This window comes from Niallia alba (genome assembly GCF_012933555.1).
In the GTDB taxonomy this organism is placed as follows: Bacteria; Bacillota; Bacilli; order Bacillales; family Cytobacillaceae; genus Niallia; species Niallia alba.
Genome location: NZ_JABBPK010000001.1, coordinates 1,969,500 through 1,989,943, shown reverse-complemented (window position 1 = coordinate 1,989,943; position 20,444 = coordinate 1,969,500). Strand labels below are relative to the sequence as shown.

General features: G+C 35.1%; 21 protein-coding genes. 2 read left to right on the top strand and 19 right to left on the bottom strand.

All coding sequences use genetic code 11. The features are described from left to right. Window positions 1-727: 727 nt before the first annotated feature. The 7 genes from bshC to HHU08_RS09460 form a co-directional block, all read right to left on the bottom strand. Entirely contained in the window at window positions 728-2,362 is a 1,635-nt protein-coding gene (gene bshC / locus HHU08_RS09490; RefSeq protein ID WP_169188341.1) for a bacillithiol biosynthesis cysteine-adding enzyme BshC, read from the bottom strand. A 303-nt stretch (window positions 2,363-2,665) separates the two neighbouring features. Then, window positions 2,666-3,061, bottom strand: coding sequence for a DUF3397 domain-containing protein (locus HHU08_RS09485; RefSeq protein ID WP_016200998.1), 396 nt, complete (start codon window positions 3,059-3,061; stop codon window positions 2,666-2,668). Continuing rightward, window positions 3,058-3,972 carry a 2-dehydropantoate 2-reductase gene (locus HHU08_RS09480; RefSeq protein WP_169188340.1) on the bottom strand — a complete coding sequence of 305 codons (915 nt, stop codon included), beginning with the start codon at window positions 3,970-3,972 and terminating at the stop codon, window positions 3,058-3,060. Before HHU08_RS09480 ends, HHU08_RS09485 begins: the two co-directional genes overlap by 4 nt. A gap of 637 nt (window positions 3,973-4,609) precedes the next feature. After that, window positions 4,610-5,176, bottom strand: a complete 567-nt coding sequence (locus tag HHU08_RS09475) for an RsfA family transcriptional regulator (protein ID WP_016200995.1) — start codon at window positions 5,174-5,176, stop codon at window positions 4,610-4,612. Between the two features lie 156 nt (window positions 5,177-5,332). Then, window positions 5,333-5,779 (bottom strand): DUF523 domain-containing protein, encoded by a 447-nt coding sequence (locus HHU08_RS09470; RefSeq protein WP_169188339.1) that lies wholly within the window; start codon window positions 5,777-5,779, stop codon window positions 5,333-5,335. 124 nt (window positions 5,780-5,903) lie between these two features. Next, window positions 5,904-6,077 carry a 50S ribosomal protein L32 gene (rpmF, locus tag HHU08_RS09465; RefSeq protein WP_016200993.1) on the bottom strand — a complete coding sequence of 58 codons (174 nt, stop codon included), beginning with the start codon at window positions 6,075-6,077 and terminating at the stop codon, window positions 5,904-5,906. A gap of 93 nt (window positions 6,078-6,170) precedes the next feature. Further along, complete coding sequence (locus tag HHU08_RS09460) at window positions 6,171-6,683, bottom strand: YceD family protein (protein ID WP_016200992.1); 513 nt, start codon at window positions 6,681-6,683, stop codon at window positions 6,171-6,173. A 358-nt stretch (window positions 6,684-7,041) separates the two neighbouring features. Between HHU08_RS09460 and HHU08_RS09455 the strand changes: the two genes are divergently transcribed. Beyond that, a complete protein-coding gene (locus HHU08_RS09455; protein WP_169188338.1) occupies window positions 7,042-8,256 on the top strand; it encodes a nucleotidyltransferase in 1,215 nt (404 codons plus the stop codon). Window positions 8,257-8,319: 63 nt separating this feature from the next. Here HHU08_RS09455 and HHU08_RS09450 read toward each other — a convergent pair whose 3' ends face one another. Further along, on the bottom strand, window positions 8,320-9,111 hold the full coding sequence (locus HHU08_RS09450; RefSeq protein ID WP_016200989.1) for a patatin-like phospholipase family protein: 792 nt from the start codon (window positions 9,109-9,111) through the stop codon (window positions 8,320-8,322). A 210-nt stretch (window positions 9,112-9,321) separates the two neighbouring features. On the opposite strand from HHU08_RS09450, the gene ylbJ reads away from it, so the two are divergent. Beyond that, window positions 9,322-10,542: a sporulation integral membrane protein YlbJ gene (gene ylbJ, locus HHU08_RS09445; RefSeq protein ID WP_169188337.1), complete on the top strand. Its 1,221-nt coding sequence runs from the start codon at window positions 9,322-9,324 to the stop codon at window positions 10,540-10,542. A 221-nt stretch (window positions 10,543-10,763) separates the two neighbouring features. On the opposite strand, the gene coaD is transcribed toward ylbJ, so the two are convergent. The 11 genes from coaD to HHU08_RS09390 all read right to left on the bottom strand — a co-directional run bounded on the left by coaD (window position 10,764) and on the right by HHU08_RS09390 (window position 20,433). After that, the gene (gene coaD / locus HHU08_RS09440) at window positions 10,764-11,255 is read right to left on the bottom strand and encodes a pantetheine-phosphate adenylyltransferase (protein WP_016200987.1); all 492 of its coding nucleotides are present in this window, start codon (window positions 11,253-11,255) and stop codon (window positions 10,764-10,766) included. Window positions 11,256-11,258: 3 nt separating this feature from the next. Next, window positions 11,259-11,825 carry a 16S rRNA (guanine(966)-N(2))-methyltransferase RsmD gene (gene rsmD, locus HHU08_RS09435; RefSeq protein ID WP_169189647.1) on the bottom strand — a complete coding sequence of 189 codons (567 nt, stop codon included), beginning with the start codon at window positions 11,823-11,825 and terminating at the stop codon, window positions 11,259-11,261. Between the two features lie 1,448 nt (window positions 11,826-13,273). Next, window positions 13,274-13,549, bottom strand: a complete 276-nt coding sequence (locus tag HHU08_RS09430) for a YlbG family protein (protein WP_016200985.1) — start codon at window positions 13,547-13,549, stop codon at window positions 13,274-13,276. 146 nt (window positions 13,550-13,695) lie between these two features. Beyond that, the gene (locus HHU08_RS09425; RefSeq protein WP_016200984.1) at window positions 13,696-14,145 is read right to left on the bottom strand and encodes a YlbF family regulator; all 450 of its coding nucleotides are present in this window, start codon (window positions 14,143-14,145) and stop codon (window positions 13,696-13,698) included. A gap of 76 nt (window positions 14,146-14,221) precedes the next feature. Then, window positions 14,222-14,644 (bottom strand): hypothetical protein, encoded by a 423-nt coding sequence (locus tag HHU08_RS09420; protein ID WP_016200983.1) that lies wholly within the window; start codon window positions 14,642-14,644, stop codon window positions 14,222-14,224. Window positions 14,645-14,737: 93 nt separating this feature from the next. Beyond that, entirely contained in the window at window positions 14,738-14,977 is a 240-nt protein-coding gene (locus HHU08_RS09415; protein WP_016200982.1) for a YlbE-like family protein, read from the bottom strand. 15 nt (window positions 14,978-14,992) lie between these two features. Continuing rightward, the gene (locus tag HHU08_RS09410; protein WP_101730072.1) at window positions 14,993-15,412 is read right to left on the bottom strand and encodes a YlbD family protein; all 420 of its coding nucleotides are present in this window, start codon (window positions 15,410-15,412) and stop codon (window positions 14,993-14,995) included. 344 nt (window positions 15,413-15,756) lie between these two features. After that, on the bottom strand, window positions 15,757-16,815 hold the full coding sequence (locus HHU08_RS09405) for a CAP domain-containing protein (RefSeq protein WP_169189646.1): 1,059 nt from the start codon (window positions 16,813-16,815) through the stop codon (window positions 15,757-15,759). Window positions 16,816-17,019: 204 nt separating this feature from the next. After that, the gene (locus tag HHU08_RS09400; RefSeq protein WP_016200979.1) at window positions 17,020-17,487 is read right to left on the bottom strand and encodes a DUF420 domain-containing protein; all 468 of its coding nucleotides are present in this window, start codon (window positions 17,485-17,487) and stop codon (window positions 17,020-17,022) included. Window positions 17,488-17,695: 208 nt separating this feature from the next. After that, window positions 17,696-18,613, bottom strand: coding sequence for a heme o synthase (gene cyoE / locus HHU08_RS09395; protein WP_169188336.1), 918 nt, complete (start codon window positions 18,611-18,613; stop codon window positions 17,696-17,698). A gap of 581 nt (window positions 18,614-19,194) precedes the next feature. Continuing rightward, window positions 19,195-20,433 carry an FtsW/RodA/SpoVE family cell cycle protein gene (locus tag HHU08_RS09390; RefSeq protein WP_016200977.1) on the bottom strand — a complete coding sequence of 413 codons (1,239 nt, stop codon included), beginning with the start codon at window positions 20,431-20,433 and terminating at the stop codon, window positions 19,195-19,197. Window positions 20,434-20,444: the final 11 nt, after the last annotated feature.

Here is a 20,444-nt window from a genome sequence, read left to right as displayed (position 1 = left end):
TTTCCTGCAATAAAAATAATAATTTTGAAAAGATAAAAAGGTTTGATCGTTGCAAATTTTGGTTAATAACCTGTGATATTTCTAAAAGGTTATTGGAATAGCATCCTTACCTCTACTAAAAAACACATAATAATAACAAAAAACCGCCCTATAATTAGGACGGTCAGTTTGTCGACAAAAAGATTTTTAGAAACTTAAATAGAATTTTCATGCGTTGCTTGGAGTGGGGGGGTGAGACTCCTGTGGGATTAGCGAGGTGGGCACTGAAAAACTGGCTAGTTAATGATGATGGGCAATAGCCACTTTTTAAACATAAGATGATGGATTTGTTTTCCGAGGCGTCAGCTCGCTTTCCATGGGGCGAGCGCCAAGCCTCCTCGTCACTACGTTCCTGCGGGGTCTCGGACTTTCTCGCAGCTCCCATAGGAGTCGATCGGACGCCTCTCCAAACCAACCTTATTTTCACTTTCAAATATGCTTGCTCTTCATTTCGCACGAAAAAAAGACTTTTTCAGTGGTCTCATTAGCGAGACAGCTGAGACCCATCAGCTGTAAGCCGAAGCGGTCAGCGCGAGCCCCACGGAAAGCGAACCCCTGAAGCGGAAAACAACATCCCTATTCAAAGAGAATAATAAATATACTATATACAAACCTCTATTTCTAAAATTCAGGGATTTGTCTACAGTCTGACCGCCCTATAATTAGGACTGTTTCCATTTCTTCTTCCTTATAACTTAACAACTTTATGGGTTCCATCAAAAGTCATTGGTAATTCCATAACATCTTGAAGAATATCAATCCCGTATTTATTTAAGAAATAAGTAATGTTCCAGATTCTTTCTTGTGGGGAACCTTCAGGCTTTAAATTTTGTTCGATTCGACTAAATTTATTCACTATTACTTCATGTTTTAATTTCACTGAATCATCAACTTTATTTTGCATAAATTCTACTTGACTGATTAGAAAATCTTCATTTTTTTCCAATAATGGCAATAAACCTTTATGCCCTGCTTTTATTTCTTCTTCAATCTGATTGTATTTGGTTTCAATTACGTCTTTAACCTCACTTAGCAACCGAGCAATCTTTTCATTTGAAACTGACTGTAAAAATTGTGCACATTTTTCCGATGTTCCATTTATAAGAACATCTTTCATAGATAGTTTTAGTTCTTCTATATCTGCTTCCACACTTCTCTCTAACAGAGTAATATTTAGACGGGGAACTACGGGTGGCATTTTTATTTCTAAGTGTTCAAACGCCTTTTTTAGTTCTGCCCAATAAGCAATTTCTCCAGGTCCGCCAATAAACGCTAACGTTGGAAATAGAAGATCTTGTGTTATTGGCCTTGTAACGACATTATTACTTAATTTTTGAGGGAATTCACTTGCTATTTCTTTTAATTCATCGAATGTAAAAGATACGATTTTGTCTTTTCCAACAAAACGGTTGCCTCTTTCATCATATTGCAGCAACACTCTTTCTTGCTCTGTATCATCGTAATAAAACAAGTTAACTGGATTCTCTGCCATTTCAATAACAAGGGAATATCCATTTTCCTGTACTAATTTCTGTTGGGTGGACACTGCATCCGCCAATTGTTGAAATTCATTGATTTGTTTTAGAAAAATTTCTTTTTCTAACTTACGAATTTCTTTATCACCAGAATCAACAAGTAACAACCCATAATCTTTAAATAAGCTCATTGTCAAATAACTAAAGAAGTCAACAATTGTTGTAGACTCATCAACTGCCTTTTGCAAAAGTTGTAATAAAGACTGGGAATGATCTGTTTCCCCATAAGATTCGATGATTGTTTCCAGCCAGTCTGTACAGACCTGTTTATCAAGTTCTATATCTGAAGCCATTCTTTTATCTAGTACTCTTTGTGGAAATACAACTTTCTTCATTTTTTCCTTGCTTGGTGTGTATATATGATTGATTTCTAGATAATCATGATCCTCTCCAGCTACCCAGAATACAGGGACGACCGGGATATCCAATTCTTCTTCTTTTTGTTTTGCTAAAAGGATTATACTAATTACTTTATGAATCGAATACAGCGGACCAGTTAATACTCCTGCTTGCTGCCCGCCAATAACCACCACACTATTTTCCATTCGTAATTTAGCAATGGAATGCCTTACCTTATCACTTTGAGGAAAATTTTTCATATAAGCTTCAATATAGTCCGCAACATCATTTCTCATAAAAGATCTTGCTTCTAATTCTTTCACTCTCTTCTCATAACTACCTTTATCAAGATAAGAATAATGAAAAAAATCTTTCGTACTATTCTTTTGTTCTAAATAATCTGTTACGAACTTATTTGCCACAGGCAAAGAGAGATTTATCATCTCCATCTATGTACTTCCTTTCTCCAATTCGAGTTTTCCTTTTACTTTTATGTATTAATTCCTTATTAATAAAACCCCTTCAATAATAGGAGCCAACCACGAGCTTCTCCCTTAACACTAGTACTAATGAAAGAAACATCGATTATCATATTTTGTTACATAGAAAAGTATAGCATCCCTTTTATATAAAAGAAAAAAAGTTGCTTATAGCTTCTGCCAGTCCATAACCAGCTATTCATTCATAAACTGTCAGTAATAAAAATAAATCGTTAATTTGGTTGTATTTCTATTACCAAGTTGCAGGCGCTATTACACTATTCCCATTGCTTTTAATATAGATAGTAAAAGACCGTAAACGATTAATCCAACATATAAAGTGAAAAAAAGCAGAAATGTTACACGCCAAATCCCTTTAAATACTTTTTTATATTCGATTTCTGCTTTAAACTTCCAATGCATAATAACAAATAACATTCCAATCAACAAGATAAAAATAACAATATATAATAAGAAAGATGTATTCCAAATGGATTGAATAAGAAAATGTACAGACAGAATAAAAAAGATCGTGCTAATATCTATTGCTAGCTGAATAGAAAGCCGTTGTTTTTTTGTAATTAGCTTACTAATAACAAAAACAATAAATAATGTAAATATCGGAAAAACAACGAGAAAACTAATAAGCTGTGAAGTTACATTAATCATCGATAAAACTCCTCTCCTTCTCGTTCTTTTCCTTTAATCATATAATAAATAGTGGATGCAATTGGTGCATTCTTTTGTTTCTTTTTAGCTTCCTCTAGTATGTAACCCAAAATAGCGTCTATTTCCGTTGGTCTCCCTGCTTCTATATCCTTTAACATGGAAGATTTATTTAAGGCAGTATTTCGTATAACATCCAAACAATAATCTCGATACATCTTTTTATCAACTTCTGTTATCGTTAAAATCTCTAACACTTCATTCATGAACATATTTGCTAATTGAGCATAGTGACCATTTTCCAATAACTGACCATTTTGCACCTGCAAAATACTAGTTAAACCATTTACAATACTATTTACCACTAATTTTTTTTGCATCATCGTCTTATAATCATATTCCTTTATGAACGGAAAAACTTCATTAGTCATTGTTGTTAGCGAAACGAGTATTTCTTCCATTTCCCCTTTTACACAAGCTAATTTTGTTGCTCCAATTCCAGTATGTATTACCGTATGCGCATCTTCCTTCATGGCTCCATGCTCAACAATTCCAATCAATACATTAGCAACTTCCATGTTCTTGATTTTCTCTATATGACTCATTCCATTTTGAAGAAAACACATTGCTTTTATTTGCGTTCCAAAAGCTTCCATCTTTTCATAAATAGGCGCTAATTGATATTGCTTTACCGTCACAATCGTAAGCTCTTCTAGTCCATTCCACTCTTCAAAATATCGCACATTTATAGTTCGAGCCTTCTTTTCCTCCTTAACCTTATAATAAATTCCACTCTGCTTAATTTGCTCATACTGGTTCTTTGACCGAACGTATAAAGTAACGTCATACTTTTCCTCTAACTGGTAAGCACACAATAAGCCAATTGCCCCAGCTCCAATAATTCCAATTTTCATTCGAAGCTCCTTTACCGTTTCAAGTTATCGTTAGTTCTATTTTAACATTTTCTGAAATGTTTGTTAGTACGAAAAGCATAGGAAGATAAAAAAACTTATTCATTACTATTGTGCTATCGTCGCTAAGTGGAACAGAGATTAGTGAAAAGCATGCTCTGTTCGATGTTATAAAGACCTCCATTATGACCAACAGAAAGAAATAGGGTTATTTACTTATTTACACACTCTATTTTTCTATCATTAAAATCCAATAAAAAGAAAAAATGAAGAATGATTGAAATAATCGATAAACAATGAAGAATTTAATCATTTTGATGGGGGGAATAGAATGTTTACATCCATCGGAGAGAAATTAGAAGGGAATAATTAACCGTCGTTTCAAGTCTCTAGAATTTAGAATTTCAAAATTCAAATGATATACTCGCATTTTTAATTTATAAAAAACACCGCTCGCTTTCCTATAGCGAAAATGGAGGGAACAAACTTCTAGTGAGTCTCCTCTGCATCGCTATTCTAAACAGGAGTCGAGCGGACACTTTACCTAACTGACAGGATCCCTCCTGCAATAAGTCATATAACCTATCCATTATTGACACATATAATGTTATCATTTTAATGTAAGAGAAAAATAACTTAATTAACCCTTTGGCAATTTATCCTCATCTTTAAAAACCACCATTTGTCTTGCTTTCTCCATTAAATCAACTAATGCTTTATAAGCGCCTTCCATAGAGTCTAATTCGCTTTGTAACTCTTCATTTTCCTTCTTTAGCAACGTCAGTTTTTCTTCCAATTCCTTTGTTTTCTCTTTCACAGTGGAAGAATCAATATTTTCTTGCTCCCATTTCGTTGCTTTATCATATAAATCTTTTAAATATAGAATCATTTCATCGAATTGATTCTGTATTGGTGCTGGAGAAGCGGAAGGCTGGACAATTGCTTCATCTGCAGAAAATTCTTCTGTTCCATTTGTCTTTTTTAATTGCTTTCTTTGTTTTTTGGCAAGTTCAATACCAGATTTATATTGTTTGCGTACATATGAATTCCATCGAAATCCACATGCTGCACTTGTTCTTGATAATAGCTTCCCCACTTCTTCAAATGCTTGAAGCTGCGTACCGCCTTCTCTAATATGACGAAGAACGATTTCGGCAAGCAAAATATCTTCATCTTTTGACCAAGCATCTTGTCTTGTTGTTGTCATCAGTATACCCTCCTAGTGTTTTTTATTCATACATATGCATCTACTAGAAAAGATAGACTGATTTATTCATAATGAAAAAGAAAAAATAACTGAATGCTGTTCTGAAAAATAACATTTATATAGCATCTAAAAAATATTATCTTTAGAAAAAAATCATCATAATAATTCTTCCTCTGAAACCACTTTGATACCATTTCTTCTTAAAATCGCAGTGGTTACCCCCACTCCTTCCTTTTTGGTTCCATCAAAAAAGCCAGTATATATATGGCTGCTACCACATGAAGGACTATTTTCTTTTAACACTACTATTTCAGCTTTTACGCTTTTAACAAATTCTAATGTTTTATAAGCTCCATCTATGTACATTTGCGTTACATCATTTCCGCTTGCATCTTTTACTATTGCATTGCCATCGATAACATCGTAGCCATTTCCGCCAATGATCTCTGCTGGTTCCCTCGGAGTAGAGAATCCTCCCATTAGTTCTGGGCAAACTGTCTTTACTTCTTTCATTTTCAACAGCTTTTCCACGTTGTCATTCAAACAATCTGTTCCATTATACCGGACCCTCAACCCTGCTAAACAAGAACTAACGACAATCACTCTCCATCACCCTTCACTATGTATTCCTATTACGTCTCAAAAAAAGACTTTATTCTAAAAATGGTTAAATGGAAAAAAGCACAAGAACCAAAGTTCTTGTGCTTTTAATCAACAAAAAAGATAATTAGTTGCTTACAACTTCTTTCCCTTTGTATGTTCCGCAAGCGCTGCATACACGGTGAGCAAGTTTCATTTCACCACAGTTAGGGCATTCTACCATACCAGGCACTTGTAATTTAAAATGTGTACGACGTTTTCTCTTTGCAGTTTTAGATGTTCTTCTAAAAGGTACAGCCATTCGTCCCACCTCCTTAAAGAGTATTAAGAAAGTAATGAGAAAAGATGATTCCAATCTCACATGTTTCTTTTGCATAATTAACTATGAGTTTATTTACTCATTTTCAAAAAACTTAGCAAGTCCGGCAAGACGAGGATCTACTTTCTTATCCTGTAAATCTTGCTCTTGGATAACTTCCCAATCATTACCTGACTGAGGAGCACCCTCTTCTTTCGTATCTTCACAGAAGACTTGCATCGGTACCTCAAGTAAAAGAATTTCAGCAATAATTGGCTCTAAGTCAATTACATCCCCTTTTACTTGATGAACTTCCTCTTCGTCTGTTTCATATTCTGAAACTTTTAATAGGAAGGTTTCTGTTGTTTCAACATTAATTGGATAATCCACGTCTACTAAAGTACGAGAGCAAGGTAGCACGAGAGATCCTTTTATATTTAAATGAAAAGTCACTTTCGTTGAATCAATATCTGTACGTCCTGTTATATGAATAGGAGATACTTTTCTTATGGTTGGATCTGTTTCTTTAATCACATCCATATTTATTGTTTCATCAATTGGCAATCCCTTACTTCGAAATTTTTGTAACTGGCTTAACGTCCATTTCATATATATCACCCCAAGGCAACAAAGGTAATTATAGCTTTCATATAATTATTTGTCAATATTTTTTCTTTACAGTAAATAATAAGTGGATAAGTGATTATTCCCTTATTTATTTCGATTTCTTTTCTATTCTACCCATAATCAACAGAATTGCAACCAAAACTTTGATATAATCACCAGTTCTTTGCTCTTGATTTAAGCTTTAAGCTTGTGAGGAGTGTTGTTTTTCAATAGGAAAACTAAAGAAAACCATACTGACGCAAATAGGTTTCTCTTTTATAACCAATGTTTTTAGGATAAACTTTTACTAATAAAGCATTCATTTTAATGTTTTTTCAGAAAAATGATTAGGGAGATTGTGATGAAGGCAGTTGGTGTTGTTGTAGAATATAATCCATTTCATAATGGTCATTTGTATCATATCCAAAAAGCGAAAGAATTAACACAAGCAGAGATTGTAATAGCTGTTATGAGTGGTCCTTTTCTCCAGCGTGGGGAACCTGCACTTATTTCCAAATGGTCTCGAGCAGAAATGGCGCTGGAAAACGGAATAGATCTTATTGTGGAGCTTCCTTATCCTTTTGCCACACAGCATGCAGCCGTATTTGCTTCTGGAGCAGTAGAAATTCTCCACAGCTTAGGCTGTGACTACTTATGCTTCGGAAGTGAATCAGGAAACATAAACGAATTTGATTCTATTTTTAACCTGTTGGCGGAAAAAAAGGATGAAGAAGATAGACTTGTAAAAGAGTATATGAAACAAGGCATGAGTTATCCAAAAGCAAAATCATGCGCTATCCAGGAATTAACAAGTGTAAATAAAACACAAGGACTCAATCTTCATATGCCTAATAACATACTGGGATATGAGTACTACAAGTCAGTTCGTTCAAATGCTTATCCAATGCAAGTTTGCACGGTTGCTCGTATTAAAGCTGATTACCATGATAAAAAATTCACTTCTGATACGATAGCAAGCGCTACAAGTATAAGAGAAGAATTGTTACAGACAGCAGGATCATTAACAACGATTGAACCCTTCCTTCCTTCTAGTAGTTATCAAGCGCTACAACAGTATAAAGAAACGTATCTTACTTATCATACATGGGAGAATTACTGGAGCTATTTAAAATTCCGGCTGTTGCAAACAACAGCAGAAGAACTTTCCACCATTTATGAAATAGAAGAAGGAATAGAATACCGCTTTCTTAAATATGTGAAAGAAGCATCATCATTTCAGGACTTTATCCGCTTACTAAAAACGAAAAGGTATACTTGGACAAGACTGCAAAGAATTTGTGTACATATTCTAACAAATACTAAAAAAGAAGAAATGCAAACTTACTCCAAGCCAGCATATATTCGCTTACTCGGAACAACAGCAAATGGTCGTTTGTATTTAAAGGAAAAAAAGAAGCAATTTCTTCTTCCTATCATTAGTAAGCTTTCTTCTTTTGAAAAAGAGAAAATAGTATTGGACGTACGAGCCTCCCAAATTTATGCATTAGGTGTGCCGGTTGCTGCTCAGCAAAAGTTGCTAGAGATGGATTATTCCAAGCCTCCTATTATGAAGTAATTTCTATTGAAAAGGGGCAACAAAATAAAGTAGCGCTTGCTTGCTATGCGCTACTTTATTTTGTTACTTCTTCTCATTAGCTTTTCTTTTCTTAATTTCTTTTTTAATCACTTTTATATATTTCTTCGTTTCTTCTTCTCCTATCTCAATGATTTTTTCTAAATCAGTAAATGCTTTGCTATTAAACATTTCAACAGGCGGCTTGATCATTACATCACTAGCAAATTCTCTTGATTCGACTAATTCCATTTGCATGATATCTAATGAACGCATAATCACATCATAAATATTCGAAATTTCTGTATTTACATTTACTTTAGCTACATCTACTGCAATAATGATATCTGCTCCCATTTCCTTTAAAACCGAAACAGGTACGCGATCGATTACTCCCCCATCTACTAGCAATCTCCCATTCATTTTTTCTGGAACAAATATACCCGGAATAGAAATACTGGCACGAACGGCATCAGCTATTGCCCCTTTCTTAAATACAACCTTTTCTCCTGTTAATAAATCGGCTGCCACAACAGCAACAGGGATATCCAAATCTTCAAGATTCTTTCCATAGGTGAATAAATGAATTAATTCCTTCACCCTCTTCCCAGCAATAAAGCCCATTTTGGGAACAGTAAAATCCAAGTAATATTTCCTTTTAAAGAACTTTGATAACGTATATAACCGCTGTATATCAGAACCAGCAGCATATAGGCAGCCAATAATCGCCCCTATGCTGCTGCCAGCTATATAATCTATTGGAATATTCTCTTCTCTCAATATTTTTATCACCCCAATATGAGCAAATCCCCTTGCTCCCCCTGAACCTAGCGCTAATCCAATTTTCGGGCGTTCCATATCGTCCCACCTATTCTTATCAAAATAACAATCTATATAATCTTATGGTCTTTTTTTGGAGGTTATGAGTATATTGATTGGTAGAGGGATATTCTTTAGGCTGTTTGTGTACAAGTATCTCTTTTTTTACATAAAAACTTTCAAACAGCCTTCCTTACATAGACGAGAATAAAAACCTACTATTTATATTTGAAGGGGGAGCAATATAATTTGTTACGCTCAAAATTGAAGACAATCGTACTCGCTTTATCTGCATCACTTTTAGCTCTTGCCCTGATTTCCTTTCCAGGGGTGGCGGTAGATGCTTCCAAAAACGGACTTAACACTTGGTGGACGATTGTTTTTCCTTCACTTCTTCCTTTCCTTATACTATCTGAAATATTAATAGGCTTTGGTGTTGTTCGTTTTATCGGTGTTTTGTTAGAACCCATTATGCGCCCTCTCTTTAAAGTCCCTGGAGTAGGCGGTTTCGTATGGGCAATGGGGATGGTATCCGGCTTTCCAACTGGAGCAAAATTAACAGCAAGAATGCGTGAGGAAAAACAGTTAACTAGAACGGAAGCAGAAAGACTAGTTTCTTTCTCTAATGCTTCTAATCCAATGTTTATTATCGGCGCTGTTTCAGCCTCTTTTTTCCATAGCCCAAAACTCGGATTACTATTGGCTTTCTCTCATTACTTAGCCAATTTTACAGTTGGGCTATTTATGAGATTCCACGGCAAGGATACAGAAAGAAATAAGTTAGAACCAAGAGAAAGAGCCTCTTTGAAAAGAGCCTTACGAGAACTGCATCATACTCGTTTAAAAGACAAGCGTCCACTTGGTAAGCTAATGGGAGATGCTGTAACCTCCTCTATTCAATCTTTATTAATGATCGGTGGCTTTATCATACTTTTTTCCGTTATTAATCGTTTACTATTCCACTTACATATTACTTCCTTTTTTGCAAACCTGTTAGAATCAGTTTTTCATTTCTTTACATTTTCGGCTGATCTAACCATTCCTTTTATCGCTGGCATTTTTGAGATTACATTAGGAAGTAAATTAACGAGTGATGTAGAGACATCCACACTCATGCATCAAGCTGTTATAACTAGCTGTATTCTTGGATTTAGCGGATTAAGCGTACAAGCACAGGTCGCAAGTATTCTTGCCCAGACAGACATTCGCTTTAAACCATTTTTTATAGCAAGAATTATGCAAGCAATTTTCTCTGGAATCTATACGTTTATCGCTTGGGACTTCTTTAACAAAACTTTCTTGGCAAAAGACACTCCGACAATAGTAATTCCCGGAGTAACCAAGGAAGGAGATTTCTTTCAACAAATATTTGAAAATATAAGTGCATGGGGACCAATTGTAACCATTATTTCCTTAATGATATATTGTTTTATTTTAATAAAAAGATTAATTCCAAGGAGAGAAATATAAGAAAAGTGGAGGACACCCATTTAGGGGGTATATTCCTTACACAGAAGAAATAATCGGAAATTCACTTAACCGATAGGCTACTTCTACTAAACATCAAATTGGCTACAGAAAATTTATACATTCTAACTGCAAAAAAGGACATCCATTGCCAAAAGAATTAGATGCAACTACTTCTTTTTTGGCAATATGTCCTTTTATTTATTCGCTACTATTTAAAAGCTTTATTTACGATTCTGATGAAACTTCGCTCTTAGTGCATCATGAACAATCTTTGGAACTAGTTCAGAAATATCCCCATCATACTTGCTCACTTCTTTCACTATACTTGAACTTAAGAAAGAATACTGGTTATTGGTCATAATAAAGAAAGTCTCAATATCATCTGATAAGACACGGTTCATTGATGTAATTTGCATTTCATATTCAAAATCTGATACTGCTCTTAATCCTCTAATGATTGCATTCGCATTCACACTTTTTGCATAATCGATCAGAAGTCCCTCATAAGAAGATACAGAAACGTTCTGAATATCTTTTGTTACTTCTCTAATTAACTCTAATCTTTCTTCTACCGAGAAAAAAGGTTTTTTGGCAGAATTATTCAATACACATATGTATACATGATCAAATACCTTTGCTGATCGTTTAATAATATCAATATGACCATAGGTTATCGGATCAAAACTACCTGGGCAAACTGCTATACTAGCCATTTCTTAGTCCTCCGTACCAATTTGTAAGGAATAAATAGAAACCGCAATTATTCCGTATTTTTCATGTTTCACTTGTTGAAATCTGCTTACTGCCTCAGGTAAAGAAATTTCTGAACCGTGTTCACAAACGATAACTCCTTCTTCCTTTAAGAGACCAGCTTCATCAATAAATGTTAGCATTTTTTCTAATTGCTGTTTTTTATATGGCGGATCTAAAAAAATATAATCGAATCTTTTTTCTCTTTTCTGTAATGCTTTCAAAGCACGATCCGCATCATTGCGATATACCTCAGCTCGGCTATCTAATTTGCATATAGAAAGATTTTCTTTAATAGTATGTATCGCTTTTCCATCTCTGTCTACAAAAATAACAAGATCCAGCCCTCTACTTAAAGCTTCAATACCTAGTCCACCACTCCCAGCAAATAAATCAAGGCCTTCTCCTCCTTGAAAATATGGACCTATCATATTAAAAATAGCCTCTTTCACTTTATCTGTAGTTGGTCTAGTTGAGTTACCAGGCACTGCTTTTAATGGAATCCCCTTATTCTTTCCGGAGACAACTCTCATTTTAATCACCACAACCCTATTTTACTTTAACAACTTCTTTTACCTTCCCTATCCTACCATAAACGGAATAGAGAGCCAACATTTTAAAGATTTTCGCTTAGTATTTGATGAAGCCTTTCTTTTCATCAAATACTAAGCAAATCAGTTTTTCTCGCATTGTTAAAAAAATATTACATTTTATGTATAAGTGTCCCCTTGATGGGGATAATGTAATTAACAGCATCTATTCGAGGATGTTGTTGCCAACCGCGGAGAAGACTTACGTTTCCCCATAAGTTCTTCCTCCGGTTTCTCCTCTCCCTTTACCTTCTTTCCTTATGAAAATAAGGATGTGGAAGGAGCCTGCAGGTACATGCCTGCAGGCTTTTTTTGATTTGCACTTCCTTTTTCACATAAAAAAACAGTATCTATGAATGATTTAGTGGAAAAGCGATACTCCAACAAATTTCATCAAAAATACTGTTTTTATTTATCGGCTCATAAAGGAAACTTCCATGAGTCGGGGGTTCTTCATCTCCCACTCATGGTTACTTGAACCAATCGGACCTTTACGGACAGTTGCTCTCCCTCCTATCTTCCTCATATTTTCATAAGCTTGAGGCGGGAGGCTTACTGGCCGTTAAGAGTGGGATAAAGTGAAACTTCTATCAGTGGGGGTTCCTTCCTCCCCCACTGATAGTTAGTTGAACCAATCGGACCTTTACGGACAGTTGCTCTCCCACCTATCTTCCTCGTATTTTCATAAGCTTGAGGGGGAGGCTTACTGGCCGTTAAGAGTGGGATAAAGTGAAACTTCTATCAGTGGGGGGTTCCTTCCTCCCCCACTGATAGTTAGTTGAACCAATCGGACCTTTACGGACAGTTGCTCTCCCACCTATCTTCCTCGTATTTTCATAAGCTTGAGGGGGAGGCTTACTGGCCGTTAAGAGTGGGATAAAGTGAAACTTCTATCAGTGGGGGGTTCCTTCCTCCCCCACTGATAGTTAGTTGAACCAATCGGACCTTTACGGACAGTTGCTCTCCCACCTATCTTCCTCGTATTTTCATAAGCTTGAGGGGGAGGCTTACTGGCCGTTAAGAGTGGGATAAAGTGAAACTTCTATCAGTGGGGGGTTCCTTCCTCCCCCACTGATAGTTAGTTGAACCAATTGGACCTTTACGGACAGTTGCTCTCCCACCTATCTTCCTCGTATTTTCATAAGCTTGAGGGGGAGGCTTACTGGCCGTTAAGAGTGGGATAAAGTGAAACTTCTATCAGTGGGGTTCCTTCCTCCCCCACTGATAGTTAGTTGAACCAATCGGACCTTTACGGACAGTTGCTCTCCCTCTTATCTTCCTCGTATTTTCATAAGCTTGAGGGGGAGGCTTACTGGCCGTTAAGAGTGGGATAAACTCAGGCTATTTCTTACCAAGCACTGATAATCATGAAATAGAAACTACTTTCTTAATTAAATCCCCATTTTATAATCGTATTCTTTCGCTTTATCTGGTCGCGAATTTTCAAATTCCATCTTTAAAAATGGCTTATAAGACGGCTCTACTTTTTTAACAAAAGAATGAGCATCAATTTTTTCCATTATGCTTTCTACATCACTTTGATTCGTGTAGAGCACAACATATTTTAACTTTTTGGAAATAAAATGAACATTCCCATATCTTCTTAACATTTTTGCTTGTTTTAGTGAAAATAACCAAACAATAATTCCCTGCCGTTGCCCTAGCATAATTTAACCCCTTTAAATTCCATTATTTATCATCATAGCATAGGCAAAGAAAATAGAAAAGCTAGAATCAGCATTTATGGCCAAACTAGTAATCGATGCTAGTAAAAAAGCAATGATCGTAAATTCGATCATTGCTTTTTAGTATATTATGCAGAACAACTACAGCTTCCACCACTTCCACAACCACCAGAAGAACAACCAGAAAGTTCATCAAAAAATGGATTACCTGTTGGGACTTTAATAAAAGTAGAAACAGAACGTCCGATAATGACACTAACATCGTCTAGGAGCTTTTGTAAACCATTCTCCGCTACTTTAAATGCTGCTACATTATCATCTAAATCCATATCGCGTTTAAGCTGTCTAATGTCCATCATCACTTTTTTGTATTCAGGATGGTATTTTCCAAAACGCTGAACTTCTTCATATAATTCTTTCATTTGGTTAAAAGAATGAATTTTTTGCTGTGTTTCCTTATTTGAATGTAGATTGGCCAAACAAATACGGTATTGTTCTGCAACATCTGACTCTAGTATCATTTCTGCAATCTCTTCTGCTTCCTCTTGAATAAGGAATATTTCAGTTGTCGCAAGCACGTATTCGCTCACCTCCAACTCTTATTCTACATGAAAGATAAAAGAAAGAAAAGGTTTGCGTTTTCCTTTTTCCACTCTATTCTTTAATCATTATTGGAAATGACTTTTTATATTTCGTTGTTTCGTTAGCAACATCAACTATGGATAGATTGATCGTATGTTTTCCTGGTTTTAGTCCTTCGATTACAAATGCCGCCGAAGAATATTCTTTTTTTGCACCGTCAACCTCTACTATTACTTTTCCTAATTTTCCGTTACTGTCTTCTCTGAACGAATAATCCTTTACTCTACATTCAACGAACACTTTGTTTCCTTTTACAATATGATGAACATCCATATTATCTTTTCCTGTATAGGATAAGGAGGCTTGTACAGCCGCATTAGTTGGGATTAAATAATTCGCTTCTTTTTTTGGTTTTACTTCTGGATCAGGTATATCGTTTCCACACCCAGCAAAAAGAAGAAAAGCAGGAATACAAATCAATCGAATTTTTTTCACTGTAAACACTCCTGGTAATTAATGAATTTTCTTTTTAAGTTAGTATTACCATTCATGTTTTTTTTACTCTAAGTATCAGTTATTACAGTATGATTAAGATTGAGCATTCATTGCTTGAAACATGCTAACCATCATCGAAGCCATTTGGACACCATTTGAAAACTTTTGTACATGATCTGGAATGGTTTTCTTATAATAATGGAGTGAGGCAATCTCAAAGGCTTCTAATTGATTCGGATTTCTGCTTAATTGTCTATACCATTGTGGCTGTTCCCGGATAAATTGTTGCAATTCTGAATTCTGCGCAATATATTCTTTTATACTTTGTCTCATATTATCCCCCCTATTTTAATCTTGTCTAAATGAAAATGGGCCAGAAGGTTTTTGTTCTGTTGACGCAGAAGATCCGCTTGAACCACTATTCGGGGCAAATTGAGAAATGACTCCTTGTATTGTTCCTAAAGCCTGATTTAAATTTGCTAAATAGCCCTGAATTTGATTTTGGTCCATATTTTTTAATGTATCAACGATATTAGACATCCAGACAGTTCGATTAGATGATGTCTCTTCCTCCTTTTTTGTGGAGTTTATCGTACTACCATCTAATAATCCTTCCCATCTCGCATCATTTGGACCTAATAAATACCAATCTTCATATAATTCCTGCAAAGTCACCTTCCCACTTCTCGCTTCTTTCAATACGTTAGGATTTTCTTTTACAAATGCTTTAAATTCTTCTACAGAAGGATGAAGTTTTTTATTAGCCATTATTATTTCACCTCTAATTTGATACATCTGCCTATGTTACTGTATGATAGCACGATAAAAAATGTGCATTTCCCTTTCAAAATTCCCTCTGTGGTCTAAATGAGGCAAGTGTAAGGATAGATAAAGTGAAACTTCCATCAGTGGGGGTTTTCCTTCCTCCCCCACTGATGGTTAGTTGAACCAATCGGACCTTTACGGACAGTTGATCTCCCACCTATCTTCCTCCTATACTCATAAGCTTTGGGGGAATCTTACTGTCCGTTAAGAGTGGGGTAAATTCTGTCAAAAAAAAAACTGCCAACCACTCCTTTACTGAGTTTGTCGACAGTTATGTGTATATCCCATTACCATTTTTCAATAAAATTCTGCGTATAATATTTATCAAATACCCCTACCCCAAGATGAGTAAATTTGTCATTTAATAAACATTCACGATGACCTTTGCTGTTTAGCCAACCTTCCATTACAGATGGTGCATCTGAATAACCTGCTGCGATATTCTCTCCAGCAACTTGATAAAATACATCTCCTGCTTTTAGACGATCCTCTAAATCTCCATACTTCTCAGAAGTATGGGAAAAGTCTTCTGTATCAAACATATCCTTACTATGACCTAAAGCTACCTCAGCAGTAGGTTGATCCCATTCCACAGTGTTGAGTTCAAATCTTTTTCTTAACACATTCGTCATATCTAATATTTGTCGTTCATTGCCCTCTTGAATTGCTTCACTATCTTCCACACTATTCTGTGTCTCTAATAGTTCTCCTCGATAAACTAATTCGTATGGTCTTAAATGAAGTAATGTACGGGCATCCATATAGCGAATACTTGATAAAGTACCGTTAAATTTATCAAAGTATAGCTGTGCATAATAATCGCCAATTTGAATCAATGGACGGTTATTTATTTCATCCTCTGATAACTCAAATCGATAGGAGGAGTTTTCATAATTAAAACTAATATTTGTTTCAATTGGCGTCATCGTATAAATCTCTCCAACTTCTTGTCCAATTTTATAAGGAGTAATATTCACTGAGTTGCCAATTGCGTAAACAGTAACGACTTTATCCTCTAGGATTCCAACTTGAAAATACTTAGAGTCATCCTTATTGTAAATCCACCAATCATATTCATATGCAGATGGATCAATTCTAGCTGGTTCTCCGTATTTCTTTTTTAGTTCACTTGTACTTTTACCGATTAAAGTTCCCAAACCTTCTTTAGGAACTGAAAGAACTTGCGTATTTTCCTTCGCTTCTTTGAGATTATCCTCCACTTTTGTAGGATTATCACCATTTTCAACTAGTACATCTGGCTGATTATTGTCATCTGTTATACTAAAATAGAATCCAATCGCTGATAACACTGCAATAATTACAACAGTTCTTAATAAAATTTTCAGAGGATTCCCCCCTCTCTAGCATTGTTTCTATTAATATATGTGGCTTTCTTACTAAATAGTATAACTTACTTTAAATAATTTTAATAGAATAAGTATTTTTTCAATTATGTAAAGTAAGTTAATTTTTAAAGCAATCCATCTCCTCAATAAAAGTGCAATAAAAAAATGCTTCTATTTTTTGTAGAAGCATTTTTCCTTTTCCTATTAAAAGCCTAATATTGCTTTTATAACAGATGTTGTTTCGCCACCATGGTAGAAAACATAAAGAAGTAAATAAACTGCTGTTCCTGTAATGGCTGTAATAAACCAGATAATACTTGTCATTGGACCTAACTTTCGATGCTTTGCATACTGTTTCTTATACCCTGTATACAACATGATAATCCCTAATACAGCACCTATTGTTGCCAAAGTGATATGAAAGATCAGAAAAATGGTATAGTAGATTTTAATATCATCAGGTCCACCGAAAGAAGTGTTACCAATAAAAATCGTTCTTGATGCGTAAATGATGAAAAAGATTACTGCAAAAATTGCTGCAAAAAGCATGACGGTCTGATGCTCTTTTCTTTTTCTTTTCTTAATTAATCCCCAACCAATTGCTACAAAAATGGCACTTAAAATGATAAATGAAGTACTAATTGTTGGCAAAATCGGTAATGTAAATTCCATTAAACTACCCACTCCATAAAGTATTTACCTCTTTGTTTAACAAACTCCCAAATTCCCTTTAAATAAGGTTGTTTTCGTAAAGTTTGCTGCTAGTAACCCGCAGCCGGAATACACTTCGCTTTCCACTTATAAAAAAGTAACAACCTTTAATAAATTCTAAATCAAACATTATTCTCCTCGAAATGTTCTCCCCTTATGATAATTCCTTTTAGAATAATGTAAATACTACCATTGAAACAAATAGAACCGTTAAATATTGGATGGAATAAATAAACATCGCTGTAGCCCATTTATATTCATCTTGTTTTTTGCTTGCTCGAATTCCTGTAATAACCCAACCGATATTTAGTAACGTTGCTAATATTAAAAATGGAATACCGATTTGGTATAACAAAAATGGCAGTGGAAATAATGCGACAATCCATATATACGTATGTTTTTTTGTTACTTCAAACCCTTTAACAACAGGAAGCATTGGAATCCCTGCTGCACGGTACTCTTCCACTCTTCGAATTGCTAACGAGTAAAAATGCGGAGGCTGCCAAACAAACATAATTAAAAACAAGCTCCAAGCCATTACATGAAGTCCAGGATCAATTGCAGCCCATCCAATTAGTGGTGGAACGGCTCCTGAAAAACTTCCAATAACGGTATTTGATACAAGTCGACGCTTCGACCACATTGTATATATCACAACATAGCTAAATGCACCTACTAAAGCAATAACTGTTGCGGTAATGGTAGTTAATAATAAAAATAGTGTTCCAATTAACAGAAAGCCAAAACCTAAAACAGCAACTCTTACAGGCTTTACTTTCCCTGTTACGGTCGGCCTTGCCTTCGTTCTTTCCATTAATGGATCAATATCACGATCTATAAAATTATTTAACACACAGGAACCGGCAATAATCAACCCTGAACCTGTCAATGTATATAATACAGTGTCAATTTGCTCTAAAAACTTAACATCTGTGAAAACTATTGCAAGCCAGATACCGGTAAATACAGTGATTAAGTTTGAATTCACGATTCCTATTTTAATTAATGCGAGAAAATCCTTCCAGGCAGTTGTTTCTGATTGTTTATTTGTCAATTTGGCTTCAGGATAAACGCGAGAATTAGCCATTTGATCATGTCTCCCCTTTCCAATACACAGTAAAAAATATACTACTATATAAAAATCCGTTCATTTCCATTGTGTCATTATTCACATTTAACAATATAGCAATGTTAAAAAAGACTCTTTTGCTATTAAAACATATTTCCACTAATATTTCTCTCTTTTTTCCCAAAAAACTTCAGTTGTCACATTATTGGTAAACATTAACATTATAAACACCTTCTTCGAAAGCGTTTTAAAAAGAAAAAGACACTCTACTTATTATAGCTTTTTTTCGCAAGGAAGCAAATGAATCAACCTGTTTTCTAAACCTTCTTATCTTTAGAACATACTAAAAAAAGATAGCACCTTTTTCGGTGCTATCTTTTTTTAGACTGTAGACAAATCCTTGAATTTTAGATATAGAGGTTTGTCTATAGTATATTTATTAGTTCCTTTGAATAGAGATGTTGCTTTCCGCTTCAGGGGTTCGCTTTCCGTGGGGCTCGCGCTGAGCCCACAGGAGTCTCACCCCTTCCACTCCAAGCAACGCATGAAATTTCAATTTGAGTTTCCAAAAATCTTTTTGTCGACAAACTGCTCTTTTATTAAAAATTTCGGTTTGGACGTACAAAAGTCGAAGTAGATTGCTTCTGCTCTGGAACATCCGGAACACCTTCTTCTTTTGGTTTATAAACTCTTTCATATTTAACAAACATCGAAACATTAACTAAAATTCCCATTCCAATTGATAATTGCAATAAGGACGATCCCCCATAACTAATGAAAGGTAACGGGACACCAGTCAGCGGAATTAATCCAGAAACCCCACCAATATTAATAAAAGCTTGTATTCCGATCATACTGGAGATGCCGATTGCTAATAAGCTCCCAAAAGGATCTTTGCACTTTAAGCCTGTATAAATCCCTCGTAAAACAATATAACTTAGCCCCACTACTACAAAGCCTACCCCAAAAATACCTAATTCTTCAGCAATTACTGCCATTATAAAATCGGTGTGACCATCTGTTAAATAACCTAATTTTTGTACACCTTGTCCCAAGCCTACCCCTTTAAGACCACCAGAGCCAATAGCAATAAGCGAGTTACTCATATGATAACCAGATTCTTGCACGACTTCTTCTGCAAATGGAGAATCTAGAAAAACAAAAATTCTCGCCATTTGCTTTTCTGTAAAGATGCTTTTACCAGCTAACTGCATGATGAAAACTAATAATAACAGAAATGATAGACCAATCAGCATTAACTTCGATAAATTTTTCCAGTTCATTCCTGAACAAAGAATAACGGTTGCACCAATCATAAAAATGATGGCAGCTGTTCCAAAATCCGGCTGAATAGTAACTAACGCACAAACAATAACCAAATAGGCTAGTGGAGGGACAACTCCCCTATTAAATTCATTGATATACGACTGCTTTTTAGAATAAATAGCCGATAAATAAATAATAACAGCTAATTTAACGAACTCCGCTGGCTGAAGACTTGCTGTCCCAATCTTATACCAGCTTTGCGCATTTCCATAAACACTACCAAACAAAAAGATTCCACTTAAAAACATAATAGAGCCAAATACCATTGGGACTAATATTTTATTACTTAATAAAGCTTTATACGGAAAAATTGCTACAACAATAAAGGCGATTCCCGCAACTAATATATATTTAAATTGCCTCTTATAAAAAAAATCGCTACTATCTTCTCCATAATATTGAACTGCCGAAACCATACTAGCACTATAAATCATAATTAACCCAAATAAAATTAATAGTACCATTGCTATAATCAGTGTATAATCATACGATTTTAATATCTTCTTTACCATTCAACCGCATC

What these genes read in the sequence shown, in the direction of transcription:
- HHU08_RS09450 (WP_016200989.1), bottom strand. Translation starts at nt 9,111, where the DNA reads ATGGAACGCCCGAAAATTGGATTAGCGCTAGGTTCAGGGGGAGCAAGG.
- HHU08_RS09390 (WP_016200977.1), bottom strand. Translation starts at nt 20,433, where the DNA reads ATGGTAAAGAAGATATTAAAATCGTATGATTATACACTGATTATAGCA.
- rsmD (WP_169189647.1), bottom strand. Translation starts at nt 11,825, where the DNA reads ATGAGAGTTGTCTCCGGAAAGAATAAGGGGATTCCATTAAAAGCAGTG.
- HHU08_RS09410 (WP_101730072.1), bottom strand. Translation starts at nt 15,412, where the DNA reads ATGGCTAATAAAAAACTTCATCCTTCTGTAGAAGAATTTAAAGCATTT.
- coaD (WP_016200987.1), bottom strand. Translation starts at nt 11,255, where the DNA reads ATGGCTAGTATAGCAGTTTGCCCAGGTAGTTTTGATCCGATAACCTAT.
- rpmF (WP_016200993.1), bottom strand. Translation starts at nt 6,077, where the DNA reads ATGGCTGTACCTTTTAGAAGAACATCTAAAACTGCAAAGAGAAAACGT.
- HHU08_RS09485 (WP_016200998.1), bottom strand. Translation starts at nt 3,061, where the DNA reads ATGATTAATGTAACTTCACAGCTTATTAGTTTTCTCGTTGTTTTTCCG.
- bshC (WP_169188341.1), bottom strand. Translation starts at nt 2,362, where the DNA reads ATGGAGATGATAAATCTCTCTTTGCCTGTGGCAAATAAGTTCGTAACA.
- HHU08_RS09480 (WP_169188340.1), bottom strand. Translation starts at nt 3,972, where the DNA reads ATGAAAATTGGAATTATTGGAGCTGGGGCAATTGGCTTATTGTGTGCT.
- HHU08_RS09415 (WP_016200982.1), bottom strand. Translation starts at nt 14,977, where the DNA reads ATGAGACAAAGTATAAAAGAATATATTGCGCAGAATTCAGAATTGCAA.
- cyoE (WP_169188336.1), bottom strand. Translation starts at nt 18,613, where the DNA reads ATGGCTAATTCTCGCGTTTATCCTGAAGCCAAATTGACAAATAAACAA.
- HHU08_RS09460 (WP_016200992.1), bottom strand. Translation starts at nt 6,683, where the DNA reads ATGAAATGGACGTTAAGCCAGTTACAAAAATTTCGAAGTAAGGGATTG.
- HHU08_RS09475 (WP_016200995.1), bottom strand. Translation starts at nt 5,176, where the DNA reads ATGACAACAACAAGACAAGATGCTTGGTCAAAAGATGAAGATATTTTG.
- HHU08_RS09400 (WP_016200979.1), bottom strand. Translation starts at nt 17,487, where the DNA reads ATGGAATTTACATTACCGATTTTGCCAACAATTAGTACTTCATTTATC.
- HHU08_RS09455 (WP_169188338.1), top strand. Translation starts at nt 7,042, where the DNA reads ATGAAGGCAGTTGGTGTTGTTGTAGAATATAATCCATTTCATAATGGT.
- HHU08_RS09430 (WP_016200985.1), bottom strand. Translation starts at nt 13,549, where the DNA reads ATGCTAGGGCAACGGCAGGGAATTATTGTTTGGTTATTTTCACTAAAA.